This is a genomic window from Kitasatospora sp. NPDC097605 (assembly GCF_040302725.1).
In the GTDB taxonomy this organism is placed as follows: domain Bacteria; phylum Actinomycetota; class Actinomycetes; order Streptomycetales; family Streptomycetaceae; genus Kitasatospora.
In genome coordinates this window covers 1-14,852 of the sequence record NZ_JBEOSF010000070.1, presented here as the reverse complement: position 1 = coordinate 14,852, position 14,852 = coordinate 1, and the positions used below count along the sequence as shown (strand labels likewise).

Genomic DNA, 14,852 nt, shown 5'->3' with positions numbered 1-14,852 from the left:
ACGCCCTCGCACCGTTCGTCGACTGGTCCCTGGAAGACGTACTGCGCGAGGCACCCGGCGCGCCCTCCCTGGAGCGCGTCGACGTCGTCCAGCCCGCCCTGTTCGCCGTCATGGTCTCGCTCTCCGCCCTCTGGGCCTCCCTCGGCGTCGTTCCGGACGCCGTGGTCGGACACTCGCAGGGCGAGATCGCCGCCGCCACCGTGGCCGGCGCCCTCACCCTCGACGACGCCGCCCGCGTCGTCACCCTGCGCAGCCAGGCCATCCGCGCCCTGTCCGGCAGCGGCGGCATGATGTCCGTCGCACTCTCCAAAGACCAGGTCCTTCAGCGCATGACGCCCTGGGCCGAACGCATCTCGCTCGCCGCCGTCAACGGCCCCACCTCCTCCGTCGTCGCCGGCGAACCCGACGCCCTCCTCGAACTCCAGACCGCCTGCGAGAACGACGGCATCCGCGCACGCATCATCCCCGTCGACTACGCCTCCCACTCGGCACAGGTCGAACGCATCCGCGAAGAGCTACTGGAAGCCCTCGCCCCCATCGCCCCGCGCTCGACGGGCGTCCCCTTCTACTCCACCGTCACCGGCACGCCCATCGACACCGCCACCCTCGACGCCCAGTACTGGTACACCAACCTGCGCCAGACCGTCGAACTCGAGTCCGTGACAAGGACCCTGGCCCAGGACGGCTTCGGCGTGTTCGTCGAGGTCAGCCCCCACCCCGTCCTCACCATGGCCCTCCAGGAGACCCTGGACGGCGCCGACTGCGTCGTCACCGGCACCCTGCGCCGCGGCGAAGGAGGCCCCGCACGCCTCCTCACCTCCGCCGCCGACCTCTTCGTCCACGGCGTCACCGTCGACTGGCAAGCCGCCTTCGCATCCAACACCCGCCACCGGGTCGACCTGCCCACCTACGCCTTCGACCGCCGCCGCTACTGGCTGGAATCCGGGACCGCCACCACGGCCGCCACGCCTGGCACTGACCCGGTGGAAAGCGCGTTCTGGGAGGCCGTCGAACGCGAGGACCTCGATTCCCTCGTCACCGCCCTCGAACTCGACGGGCCGGACGACCTGCTCTCGCTCCTGCCCTCCCTCGCCTCCTGGCGACGCCGCAGCCGCGAACAGGCCGTCACCGACTCCTGGCGCTACCGCATCACCTGGAAGCCCCTCGACGAGACCACGTCCCTTACTCCCTCGGGCACTTGGCTGCTGGTGACGCCTGTCGGCCAGCCCGGGACGGCCCCGGTGGCCGACGCCCTGGCCCGGCAGGGCATGACCCTGCTGCCCCTGGAGGTCGGCGCGGACGGAGCCGACCGCGAGGCGCTCGCCGCCCGCATCCGGGAGGCGCTGGACGGCACCACCCCCGCCGGGGTGCTCTCCCTGCTGGCCCTGACCGAGAGCCGGCACCCGGCCCACCCGGAGCTGCCCACCGGGTTCGCCCACACCCTGACACTGGTCCAGGCCCTCGGCGACGCGGGCCTCGACGCGCCGCTCTGGCTCGCCACCCGCGGCGCCGTCGCCACCGGCCGGCCGGAATCCGTCGCGGACCCGCTCCAGTCCACCGTCTGGGGCCTGGGACGGATCGCCGCGCTGGAGTACCCGCAGCGCTGGGGCGGCCTGGTCGACCTCCCGCCGGCGCTCGACGCCGCCTCCGCCGCACGGCTGGTCGCGACCCTGGCGGGTCGGCCCGACGGGGAGACCGAGATCGCCGTCCGCGCCTCCGCGACCTTCGGCCGGCGGCTCGTCCGGGTCACGCCCGCCGGGACGGAGCGCGGGACCTGGCAGCCCGAGGGCACCGCGCTGATCACCGGTGGCACCGGCGGCCTCGGCCGGCACGTCGCCCGCTGGCTGGCCCGCAACGGCGCCGAGCACCTGGTGCTCGTCAGCCGCAGCGGGGCGGACGCCCCCGGCGCGCGGGAACTGGAGGCCGAACTCGCCGAGTTGGGCGCCCGCGTCACCCTCGCCGCCTGCGACACCGCCGACCGCGACGCCCTGGCCGAGCTGCTCGACCGCCTCGACGCCGAGGGCTCCCCGGTCCGGTCGGTCTTCCACACGGCCGGCGTCCTGGACGACGGGGTGATCGACACCCTCACCGCCGACCGGGCCCGCACCGTGCTGCGGCCCAAGGTGGACGCCGCGCTCAACCTGCACGAGCTGACCGCGGACCGGGAGCTGACCGCCTTCGTGCTGTTCTCCTCCTTCGCGGGCACGCTGGGTGGCCCCGGCCAGGGCAGCTACGCGGCGGCCAACGCCTTCCTGGACGCCCTGGCGCAGCAGCGCCGCGCCGCCGGGCTGGCCGCGACCTCCGTCGCCTGGGGCCCCTGGGCCGGCGGCGGTCTGGTCGACGACGCCACCGAGGCGCGGCTGCGCAAGGGCGGCATGCCGGCGATGGAGCCCGCGTCGGCGATCGCCGCGCTCCAGCAGGCCCTCGACCTGGGCGACCCGTTCGTGGCCGTGGCCGACATCGACTGGGAGCGGCTGACGGCGTCCTCGGCCGCCGGTCCCGCCGCCCCCGTGCTCGCCGAGCTGCCCGAGGTGCGCGGCGCCCTCGGCGCCGCCACCGGATCCGCCGCGGTGGCCGGCGGGAGCGGAAACGATTCCCCGCTGGCGCAGCGGCTGGCGGGCCTGTCGGACGGCGACGCGGTCCAGGCCCTGGTGGAACTGGTCGGCGCCCAGGTGGCCGCCGTGCTCGGCTACGCCGACCCGGCGTCCGTCGAGGAGGGCCGGGCGTTCCGCGAGCTGGGCTTCGACTCGCTCACCGCCGTCGACCTGCGCAACCGGCTGTCGGCCGTGACCGGCATGCGGCTGCCGGTCACCCTGGTCTTCGACTACCCGTCGGTCACTGCGCTGGCCGGGCACCTGCACGCCGAGCTGGTCGGCGCCCGGCCCGCCGCGCCCGCGCCGGCCACCGGTGCCGCCACCGTCGACGACGACCCGATCGCGATCATCGCGATGAGCTGCCGGCTCCCCGGCGGCGTGACCACGCCCGAGGAGCTGTGGGAGCTGCTCGACGAGGGCCGCGACGCGGTCGCCGACTTCCCCACCGACCGGGGCTGGGACCTGGAGGGCCGCTACGACCCGGACCCCGACAAGCCCGGCACCTACTACGCACGCGGCGGCGGGTTCCTCTACGACGCCGACCACTTCGACCCGACCTTCTTCGGCATCTCCCCGCGCGAGGCGCTGGCGATCGACCCCCAGCAGCGGCTGCTGCTGGAGACCGCCTGGGAGGCCTTCGAACGGGCCGGCATCGCGCCGGAGTCGGTGAAGGGCACCGAGGCGGGCGTGTTCATCGGCGCCAGCTACAACGACTACGGCTCCCGCTTCCAGCAGGCACCCGAGGAGTTCGAGGGCTACCTCGCGACGGGCAGCGCCAGCAGCGTCGCCTCCGGGCGGGTCTCCTACACCTTCGGCCTGCAGGGTCCCTCGCTGACGGTGGACACGGCCTGCTCCTCCTCGCTGCTCGCGCTGCACCTGGCCGCGCAGTCGCTGCGGCAGGGCGAGTGCTCGATGGCGCTGGCCGGCGGTGTGGTCGTGATGTCCACCATGGACAGCTTCATCGAGTTCAGCCGCCAGCGGGCGATGTCCCCCGACGGCCGCTGCAAGGCGTTCTCCGCGCACGCGGACGGCGCCGGCTGGTCCGAAGGCGCGGGCCTGATCCTGCTGGAGCGGCTGTCGGACGCCCGGCGCAACGGCCACCCCGTGCTCGCGGTGCTCCGCGGCTCCGCCGTCAACCAGGACGGCGCCAGCAACGGTCTCACCGCCCCGAACGGACCGGCGCAGCAGCGCGTCATCCACTCGGCGCTCGCCTCCGCCGGGCTCTCCCCGGCGGACGTGGACGCGGTGGAGACGCACGGCACCGGCACCCCGCTCGGCGACCCGATCGAGGCCGGCGCCCTGCTGGCCACCTACGGTCAGGGCCGGCCGACGGACCGGCCGCTGTGGCTGGGCGCGCTGAAGTCCAACATCGGCCACACCCAGGCCGCCTCCGGGGTGGCCGGCGTGATCAAGACCGTGATGGCGATGCGGCACGGGGTGCTGCCGCGCACCCTGCACGCCGACGAGCGGTCCGAGAAGATCGACTGGTCGGCGGGCGCGGTCGAGCTGCTGACCGAGGCGCGGCCGTGGCCCCGGACGGGCGCCCCGCGCCGGGCGGGGGTATCAGCGTTCGGCGTCAGCGGCACCAACGTCCACCTCATCCTGGAGCAGGCGCCCGAGGGTGCCGAGGAGCCCGCCTCCGCACCGGGCGGCGGTGCCGTGGTGCCGTGGGTGCTGTCGGCCAAGTCCCCGGCGGCGCTGCGGGCGCAGGCCTGGCGGCTGCGGGAGCACGTGGCGGCCTCGCCGGAGCTGTCGCCGGTGGACGTGGGCCACTCGCTGGCGACCGGCCGGACCGCGTTCGAGTACCGCGCGGCGGTGGTCGGGCGCGATGTCGAGGAACTGCTGCGCGGCCTGGAGAGCCTGGCCGACGGCCACAGCGACGGCGTGCGGCCGGTGTCCGGCCGGACGGCGTTCCTGTTCACCGGCCAGGGTGCGCAACGGCTGGGCATGGGAGCGGAGTTGTACGCGGCGTTCCCCGTGTTCGCGGCCGCGTTCGACGAGGTCTGTGCCGTCGTCGACGGGTACCTGGACCGTCCGCTGCGCGACGTCGTCTCCTCGGACGCCACACTGCTGGAGGGGACCGGGTACGCGCAGGTGGCGCTGTTCGCGATCGAGGTCGCGCTGTTCCGCCTCGTCGAATCCTGGGGCGTGCGCGCCGACTTCCTCGTCGGACACTCGGTCGGCGAACTCGCCGCCGCCCACGTCGCGGGCGTCTGGTCGCTCGCCGACGCCTGCGCCCTGGTGGCGGCTCGCGGCCGGCTGATGCAGGCCCTGCCCACCGGCGGCGCCATGGTCTCCGTCATCGCCTCGGAAGAAGAGGTGCTGCCACACCTGGCCGGCCACGAGGACCGCGTCTCCATCGCCGCCGTCAACGGCCCCACCGCCACCGTCATCTCCGGTGACGAGGAAGCGGTCCTGGCCATCGTGGAAGCGGGCGGATGGAAGTCCACCCGCCTGCGCGTCAGCCACGCCTTCCACTCGCCCCTGATGGAACCCATGCTGGAGGAATTCCGGCAGATCGCCCAGGGCTTGGAGTACCACGAGCCCACGATCGCCCTGGTCTCCAACGTCACCGGCGATGTCGCGCCCCCGGAACTCGTCCGCTCGCCGGAGTACTGGGTCCGCCACGTCCGCGAAGCCGTCCGCTTCCACGACGGCATGACCACCCTCCAGGAACGCGGCGTCACCCGCTACATCGAACTCGGGCCGCACGCCGTCCTCACCGCCCTGGCCCAAACCTGCGTCGACTCAGGCGAGTTCATCCCCCTCCTGCGCAAGAACCGCCCCGAGGAGGAATCCGCCGTCACGGCGCTCGGCCGCATCCACACCACCGGCCTGCCCATCGACTGGAGCACCGTCTTCCCCGGCGCCCACCGCGTCGACCTGCCCACCTACGCCTTCCAACGCGACCGCTACTGGCTCGACGCACCCCACACCACCGGCGATCTCACCCAGGCCGGCCTGGACACCGCCGACCACCCCCTCCTCGGCGCGGCCCTCCCCCTCGCCGACAGCGACCGCCTGATCCTCACCGGCCGCCTCTCCGTCCGCACCCAACCCTGGCTCGCCGACCACGCCGTCTCCGGGGTGATCCTCTTCCCCGGCACCGCCTTCCTCGAACTCGCCGTCCAGGCCGCCGACCGCGTCGGCTGCGACCAGGTCGACGAACTCACCCTCGAAACACCACTCATCCTCCCCGAGCGCGGCGCCGTCGTCCTTCAGATCACCGCCGAAGCCCCCTACGACAACGGCACCCGGTCGATCACCATCCACAGCCGCCCCGAGCACGCCGACCCCGACCACCCCTGGACCCGCCACGCCAGCGGCGTCCTCGGCCTGGGTGCGCCGGAGGGGGCGTACGACCTCCAGACCGTGTGGCCGCCGGAGGGTGCCACGCCGATCGAGGTCGACGACCTCTACCAGCGCTTCGCCGACGGCGGCTTCGCCTACGGCCCCGCTTTCCAGGGTCTCCGCGCCGCGTGGCTGGTCGGCGACACCGTCCACGCCGAGGTCCGGCTGCCCGACGACCAGCAGTCCACCGCCGGCGCCTACGGCCTGCACCCGGCCCTGCTCGACGCCGCCCTGCACACCATCGGCCTGAGCCCGGCGCTCCAACTCGACGGAGGGAAGCTGCCGTTCTCCTGGACGGGAGTCGCCCTGCACGCCTCCGGCGCCGGCGAGGTGCGGGTGCGGCTGACGCCCGTCGGCTCCGACACGGTGTCGCTGACCCTGTCGGACTCGATCGGCCGGCCGGTGGCGACGGTCGACTCGCTCGCCCTGCGGGCGCGGCCCGAGGGGCTGGGCGCCTCCGGCACGGACGACTCCCTGTACGTGCTGGACTGGGCCGAACTGGAGCCGAACACCGACGCTCCGCCGAGCACCGCCGTCCCGGGCTGGGCCCTGGTCGGCGGCGACGAGTTCGGCGTGGCGGCGGCGCAGGGACTCCGGGTCCACCCGGACCTGGAGGCCCTGGCGGCCGCCGCGGACCTGGCGGCACCGCCGGAGTTCGTCCTCGTCACCTGCCCGCCGCGATCCTCCGAGGCCGTCGATCTCACCGCCTCGGTGCGCACGGCCCTCGACCGCGCGCTGGCGCTGGTCCAGGGGTGGCTCGCCGACGAGCGGTTCGCCGCCTCGCGGATGGTCTTCCTGACGCGCGGCGCCGTCGCCACCGGCCCCTCCGACCAGGTGACCGATCTGCCGCACGCCGCGGTCTGGGGGCTCGTCCGCTCCGCACAGTCGGAGAACCCGGACCGGTTCGTCCTGCTCGACCTCGACGCCGAAGGCAGCGCAGGCAGCCTCCCCTCTCGACTGGATGAACTCCTCACCGAGGAACCCCAGTTGGCCCTGCGCGACGGCTCCGTCCGGGCCGCCAGGCTGGCCCGCGTCCCCGCCCGGCCCGGTCCCGGCGAGCCGTCGCCCGCCGAGCAGCCCGCCCCGGACTGGAGCGCCGGCACGGTGCTGGTCACCGGTGCCACCGGTGCCATCGGCGGCGTGATGGCGCGCCACCTGGTCGCCGAGTGCGGTGTGCGCCACCTGCTGCTGACCAGCCGGCGCGGCGCCGAGGCCGACGGCGCGAAGGAGCTGTGCGCCGAACTGACGGCGCTCGGCGCCGACGTCACCCTCGCCGCCTGCGACGTCGCGGACCGCGAGGCGCTGGCCGCCCTGCTGCCGGGCGTCGGCACCGCGCACCCGCTCACCGCGGTCGTGCACACCGCCGGTGTGCTGGACGACGGCGTCGTGAGCGGGCTGACCCCCGAGCGGGTCGACCGGGTGCTGCGCCCCAAGGTGGACGCGGCGGTCAACCTGCACGAACTGACCCGCGGCCTCGGGCTCTCCGCCCTCGTGCTGTTCTCCTCCATCGCCGGCACCTTCGGCGGCATGGGCCAGGGCAACTACGCGGCCGCGAACGCCTTCCTCGACGCCTACGCCGGCCACCTCCGTGCCCAGGGCTTCCCCGTCCAGTCGCTGGCCTGGGGCCTGTGGGAGCAGCGCAGCGAGATGACCGGGAAGCTCGCCGACGCGGACCTCTCGCGGCTGGCGCGCGGCGGCATCGTGGCGTTCTCCTCCGCCGAGGGCGCCGCGCTGTTCGACGCGGCGCGGGCGCTGGACGCCCCGGTGGTGCTGCCGATGCGGCTGGACGTCGCGGCCCAGGCCGGCGGCCCTGGCCCGGTGCCGCCGCTGCTGCGCGGCCTGGTCCGGACCCCGGTCCGGCCGGCGGCCCGCCGCGGCGCGGGCGGCGGCGGTGCGGGCGCCGACGCCGGTGACGGGCTGATGCGGCGGCTGGCGGGCGTGTCGGAGACGGAGCGCGCCCGGGTGCTGCTGGACCTGGTGCGCGGCCAGGCGGCGGCCGTCCTCGGCTTCACCGACCCGAACGCGATCGACGTGGAGCGCGGGCTGCTGGAGATCGGCTTCGACTCGCTCACCGCCGTCGAACTGCGCAACCAGCTGGGCCGGGTGACCGGACTGCGGCTGCCCGCCACCCTGCTCTTCGACTACCCGACGACGAGCGCGATCGCGGCGCACCTGGCGGACTCGGTCACCCCGGCCGAGGCGGCGGCCGTCCCGCTGCTCTTCCCCGAACTCGACCGACTGGAGCAGGACCTCCCGCGGGTGGCCGCGGACGAGGCCGCCCGGACCAGACTCACCACCCGCCTGCAGGACCTCCTGTCGAAGCTGGGCCACGCCCAGGACCCGGTGGGCGACGTCGCGGCGGCCGAACTCGATGCGGCCTCCGACGACGAGATCTTCGACTTCATCGAAAACGAACTCGGACTTTCCTGAAGAAAGCGGCGGTTGAACGGTGAGCACCGTGAGCGAGGACAAGCTTCGCGACTACCTCAAGCGCGTGACGACGGACCTGCACCGCACGCGCCGGCGTCTGCAGACGATCGAGGAGCGGGACCAGGAGCCCATCGCGATCGTCGGCATGAGCTGCCGCTACGCCGGGGGCGTGCGCACCCCGGAGGACATGTGGCGGCTGCTGGTCGAGGGGCGTGACGCGGTCGGCCCGATGCCCCGGGACCGGGCCTGGGACATCGAGGCGCTGTACGACGCCGACCCGGACGCCAAGGGCAAGAGCTATGTGGAGGAGGGGGCCTTCCTCGACGCCGCGTACGACTTCGACCCGGCGTTCTTCGGCATCAACCCCCGTGAGGCGCTGGCCATGGACCCCCAGCAGCGGCTGCTGCTGGAGACCGCGTGGGAGACCTTCGAGCGGGCCGGCATCGACCCGACCTCGCTCAAGGGCAGCCGGACCGGCGTGTACGCGGGCGTGATGTACCAGGACTACGGCTCCCGGCTGACCACGGTGCCCGAGGACGTCGAGGGCTACCTCGGCGCCGGCGGGTCCGGCAGCGTCGCCTCGGGCCGGATCTCCTACACCTTCGGCCTGGAGGGGCCCGCCGTCTCGGTGGACACGGCCTGCTCGTCCTCGCTGGTGGCGCTGCACCTGGCCACCCAGGCGCTGCGCCGCGGCGACTGCTCGCTGGCCCTGGTCGGCGGCTCGATGGTGATGTCGACGCCGGTCGCGTTCATCGAGTACGCCCGGCAGCGGGCGCTCTCCTCCGACGGCCGCTGCAAGGCGTTCTCGGCGCAGGCGGACGGCACCGGCTGGGGCGAGGGCGTCGGCATGCTCCTGGTGGAGCGGCTGTCCGACGCCCGGCGCAACGGGCACCAGGTGCTCGCCGTGGTCCGCGGCTCGGCCGTCAACCAGGACGGCGCCAGCAGCGGGCTGACGGCGCCGAACGGCCCTTCCCAGCAGCGGGTGATCCGGGCCGCGCTGGCCAACGCCCGGCTGTCGGCCGCCGAGGTCGACGCGGTGGAGGCGCACGGCACCGGCACCCGGCTCGGCGACCCGATCGAGGCCGGCGCGCTGCTGGCCACGTACGGCGCCGAGCGCCCGGAGGGCCGGCCGCTGTGGCTGGGCTCGCTGAAGTCCAACATCGCGCACACCCAGGCCGCGGCCGGGGTCGGCGGGGTGATCAAGATGGTGCTGGCGATCCGGCACGGGATCCTGCCGAAGACGCTGCACGCCGAGGACCGCAGCCCGATGGTCGACTGGGAGGCCGGCGGCGTCGAGCTGCTGACGGAGTCCCGGGAGTGGCCGGGCACCGGTGCGCCGCGCCGGGCCGCCGTGTCGGGGTTCGGCTTCAGCGGCACCAACGCCCATGTGATCCTGGAGCAGGCGCCCGAGCCGCCGGCGGAGGACGAGAACGAGGACGGGGGCCCCGTCCGCGAGGCCCCGCCGGTGCTGCCCTTCCTGGTCTCCGGCCGGACGGCGGAGGCGCTGCGCGCCCAGGCCGGGCGGCTGCTCGACCACCTGGCCGCGCACCCGGAGCCGGCCGCCGCCGACCTCGGGTACTCGCTGGCCCTGGAGCGTGCCTCCCTCGAACACCGCGCCGCGATCGTCGCCGGGGACCGGGACGGGCTGCTGGCCGCCCTGCGGGCGCTGGCCGCCGGCGAACCGGCGGCGCAGCTCGTCCAGGGCCTGGCGGACAGCCGTCGCAAGACGGTGTTCGTCTTCCCCGGCCAGGGCTCCCAGTGGGACGGCATGGCCCGGCCGCTGCTCGCCTCCGCGCCGGCCTTCGCCGAGCAACTGCGCGCCTGCGACGCCGCGTTGGCCCCGTACCTGGACTGGTCGGTGGTCGACGTGCTGACCGGCGCCGAGGGCGCGCCGCCGGCCGGCCGCACCGATGTGGTCCAGCCGGTGCTGTTCTCCGTGATGGTGTCGCTGGCCGCGCTGTGGCGGGCGCACGGCGTCGAGCCGGCCGCGGTCGTCGGCCACTCCCAGGGCGAGGTGGCGGCCGCGTACGTGGCGGGCGCCCTGTCGCTGGAGGACGCCGCCCGGGTGGTGGCGCTGCGCAGCAAGGCGGCGCTGGCGATCGAGGGCCGGGGCGGGATGCTCTCGGTGCTGGACTCCGCCGAGCGGATCGCGCCCCGGCTGGAGGCGCTGGCCGGCCGGCTCTCCCTCGCGGCCGCCAACAGCCCCGCCTCGGTGACGGTGGCCGGCGATCCCGACGCCCTCGACGAGCTGCTGGGCCTGCTCACCGCCGACGGCGTCAAGGCCCGCCGGGTCCCCGGGGTGCTGGTGGCCGGCCACTCGCCGCACGTCGACGCGCTGCGCGAGCGGCTGCTCGCCGATCTGGCGCCCGTCGCGCCGCGCGCCGGGCGGATCCCGTTCTACTCCACGGTGACCGGCGCCGTGCAGGACACCGCCGGGCTGGACGCCGACTACTGGTACCGGAACATGCGGCTGCCGGTCGCCTTCGAGCGGGCGGTCCGCGCGCTGCTCGCCGACGGCCACAGCGCGTTCATCGAGGCCGCCCCGCACCCCGTGCTCGCGATGGCGATGCAGGAGACCTTCGAGGACGCCGGCGCGGGCGCCGTCGCCGTGGGCACGCTGCGGCGCGAGGAGGGCGGCTACGACCGCTTCCTCGGCTCGCTCGGCGAACTGCATGTCGCCGGCGGCTCGGTGGACTGGGCGACGGTGTTCGCCGGCACCGGGGCGCGCGGCGTCCCGCTGCCCACCTACGCGTTCCAGCGGCAGCGCTACTGGCTGGAGTCCCCGGCGGTCACCGGGGACGTGGCGTCGGCCGGACTCGGCGCCGCCGACCATCCGCTGCTCGGCGCCGCCGTGCACCTGGCGGACGCCGACCGACTGCTGCTGACCGGCCGGCTGTCCCTGGAGACCTCCCCCTGGCTCGCCGACCACGCCCTGACCGGCAGCGTCCTGCTGCCCGGTACGGCGTTCCTGGAACTCGCGGTGCAGGCCGCCGACCGGGTGGGCTGCGCGCAGGTCGAGGAGCTGACGCTCCAGGCGCCGCTGCTGCTGCCCGCGAGCGGCGGCGTGGCGGTGCAGGTCACCGTCAGCGAGCCGGACTCCGCGGGCCGCCGCACGGTGGGCGTCTACTCGCGCGCGGAGAACGCGGCGGAGGACGCCTGGGTCGCGCACGCCTCCGGGACGGTCGTGCCCGCCGCCGGGGCGGCCTCCTTCGACCTCGCCGCCTGGCCGCCCGCCGGCGCCGCGCCGCTGGCCGTCCAGGACCTCTACGAGCGGTACGCGGCGAACGGCTTCGGCTACGGGCCCGCCTTCCGGGGCCTGCGCGCGGCCTGGCGGCTCGGTGACGACGTCTTCGCCGAGGTCCGGCTGCCGGAGGACCACCAGGAGGGCGCCCGCGCCTACGGCGTCCACCCGGCGCTGCTCGACGCGGCCCTGCACGGCATCGCGCTCGGACCGCTGTTCGCGTCCGAGCAGGCCGGCGGCGGCAACGGGCGCCTGCCGTTCTCCTGGACGGGCGTCACCCTGCACGCCTCCGGCGCCGGCGAGCTGCGGGTCAAGCTGTCCCCGGCGGGCACCGACGCGGTCGCCATCCGGCTCGCCGACAGCGCCGGCCGCCCGGTCGCCTCCGTCGACGCGCTGCTACTGCGCGAGATCCGCCCCGAGCAGCTCTCCGGCGCCCGGGCCGCGCTCACCGACACCCTGTTCCGGGTCGACTGGACGCCGCTGACGCTCGCCGACTCCGGGCCCGCCGCGCCCTGGGGCGTGTGGGGCGCGGACCGGCTGGACCTCGGCGCCCTGCCGGGACTGGCGCCGCTGGACCCGACCGCCCCGGACGCGGCCGGCACCCCGGTGCCCGAGGTCGTCCTCGTCCCCTGCGCCGCCGACCCGGAAGCCCCCGCCGCCGACGCGGCCCGGGCCGCCGCCGAACGCGCCCTGGAGCTGGTGCGGACCTGGCTGCGCGAGGAGCGCTTCCAGGACTCCCGGCTGGTGTTCGTCACCCGCGGCGCCGCCGCCCTGCCGGGCGAGGACGTCACCGACCTGGCGCACGCCACGCTCTGGGGCCTGGTGCGCTCCGCCCAGTCGGAGAACCCCGGCCGCTTCGTCCTGGTGGACCTCGACGGGCACCGGGACTCCGTCCGCGCCCTGCGCGCCGCGCTGGCCACCGGCGAGCCGCAGCTCGCCGTCCGCGAGGGCGCCGTCCGGGCGGCCCGGCTGGCCCGCGTCCCCGTCCCGGCCGCCGACGGGCCCGGCCTCGGCTGGAACCCCGACGGCACCGTGCTGATCAGCGGCACGGGCACGCTCGGCGGACTGCTGGCCCGCCACCTCGTCACCCGGCACGGCATCCGCCACCTGCTGCTGACCAGCCGCCGCGGGCCCGAGGCCGCGGGCGCCGAGGAGCTGCGCGCCGAACTGGCCGCCGCCGGCGCCACGGTGACGGTCGCCGCGTGCGACGCCGCCGACCGCGACGCCCTGGCCGCGCTGCTGGCCGGCATCGACCCGGCCCATCCGCTCACCGCCGTCGTGCACACCGCCGGGGTGCTGGACGACGGTGTGGTGAGCGGGCTGACCGCCGAGCAGCTGCGGCGGGTGCTGCGCCCCAAGGTCGACGCGGCGGTGAACCTGCACGAGCTGACCGCCGGCCTGGAGCTGTCCGGCTTCGTGCTCTACTCCTCCGCCGCGGGCGTCCTCGGCGGCCCCGGCCAGGCCAACTACGCCGCGGCCAACGCCTTCCTGGACGCCCTGGCCCGCCGGCGCCGGGCCGCCGGCCTGGCCGGCCAGTCGCTCGCCTGGGGCCTGTGGGCCGACCGCAGCGGCATGACCGGCCACCTCGACGCCGAGGACACCGCGCGCTCCGCCCGCTCGGGCGTGGCCCCGCTGACCGCCGACCAGGGCATGGCGCTGTTCGACGCCGCCGCGGCCCTGGACGAGCCGCTGTTGGTCCCCATGCTGCTGGACACCGCCGCGCTGCGGACCGGCGCCGCCGCCGGCTCCGTCCCGGCCCTGCTCCAGGGGCTGGTCCGGACCCCGGCCCGCCGCGTGGTGGAGGCCGGGACGCCGGAGGACGGCACCGACTCGCTCGCCCGCCGCCTCGCCGGGCAGAGCGAGTCCGAGCAGCAGCGCTTCCTGCTGGACCTGGTGCGCTCGCTGGTCGCGGCCGTCCTCGGACACGCCTCCGCCGACGCGGTCACCGCGGACCGGGCCTTCCGGGAGCTCGGCTTCGACTCGCTGACGTCGGTGCAGCTGCGGAACCGGCTGAACACGGCCACCGGACTGCGGCTGCCGACCACGCTGGTGTTCGACTACCCGAACCCCACGGCGCTCGCCGAGTACCTGCGCACCGAGGCCCTGGGCGACCGGCTGCGCACCGCCGCCGCCCGGCCGTCCGCCGCCCCGGTCCGCGACGGCGCCGACGACGCGATCGCCATCGTCGGCATGAGCTGCCGCTTCCCCGGCGGCGTGCGCAGTCCGGAGGACCTGTGGCGGCTGGTCGCCCAGGGCACGGACGCGATGGCCGCGATGCCGGCGGACCGCGGCTGGGACGTCGAGGACCTGTACGACCCGACCGGCAGCCTGCCCGGCAAGTCCTACGCGAACGAGGGCGCGTTCCTCTACGACGCCTACGACTTCGACCCCGCCTTCTTCGGCATCTCGCCGCGCGAGGCGCTGGCGATGGACCCGGTGCAGCGGCTGCTGCTGGAGACCTCCTGGGAGGCCTTCGAGCGGGCCGGCATCGCACCGGCCTCGCTCAAGGGCAGCCGGACCGGGGTGTTCGCGGGCCTGATGTACCAGGACTACAGCCTGCGGCTGCCGCAGGTGCCGGAGGACCTGGAGGCGTACATCGGCAGCGGCAGCTCCGGCAGCGTCGCCTCCGGCCGGGTCTCCTACCTCTTCGGCCTGGAGGGTCCGGCGGTGACGGTCGACACCGCCTGCTCGTCCTCGCTGGTGGCGCTGCACCTGGCGGCGGAGTCGCTGCGCCGGGGCGAGTGCTCGATGGCGCTGGCCGGCGGCGCGACCGTGATGTCCACGCCCAACCTGTTCGTCGACTTCAGCCGCCAGGGCGGCCAGGCCCCCGACGGGCGCTGCAAGGCGTTCTCGGCGGCGGCCGACGGCACCGGCTGGGGCGAGGGGGCCGGCATGCTGCTCCTGGAGCGGCTGTCGGACGCCCGGCGCAACGGCCACCGGGTGCTGGCGGTCGTCCGGGGCACCGCGATCAACCAGGACGGCGCCAGCAACGGGATGAGCGCGCCGAACGGCCCCTCGCAGCAGCGGGTGATCCGGGCCGCGCTGGCCTCGGCCGGCCTCGGCACGGCGGACGTGGACGCGGTGGAGGCGCACGGGACCGGGACGACGCTGGGTGACCCGATCGAGGCCGGCGCGCTGCTTGCCACCTACGGCCAGGGCCGGCCGGAGGAACGGCCGCTGTGGCTGGGCGCGTTGAAGTCCAACATCGGCCACACCCAGGCCGCCTCCGGGGTCGC

2 protein-coding genes are annotated in these 14,852 nt (G+C 75.6%); both read left to right on the top strand.

Annotation, left to right across the window (positions count from 1 at the left end; genetic code table 11):
* A partial coding sequence (locus ABTX81_RS39055; protein WP_350555627.1) for an SDR family NAD(P)-dependent oxidoreductase occupies nucleotides 1-8,375 on the top strand: 8,375 nt, incomplete at its 5' end.
* A gap of 28 nt (nucleotides 8,376-8,403) precedes the next feature.
* Nucleotides 8,404-14,852: type I polyketide synthase (locus tag ABTX81_RS39050; RefSeq protein WP_350555625.1), on the top strand; the 6,449-nt coding region annotated here is incomplete at its 3' end.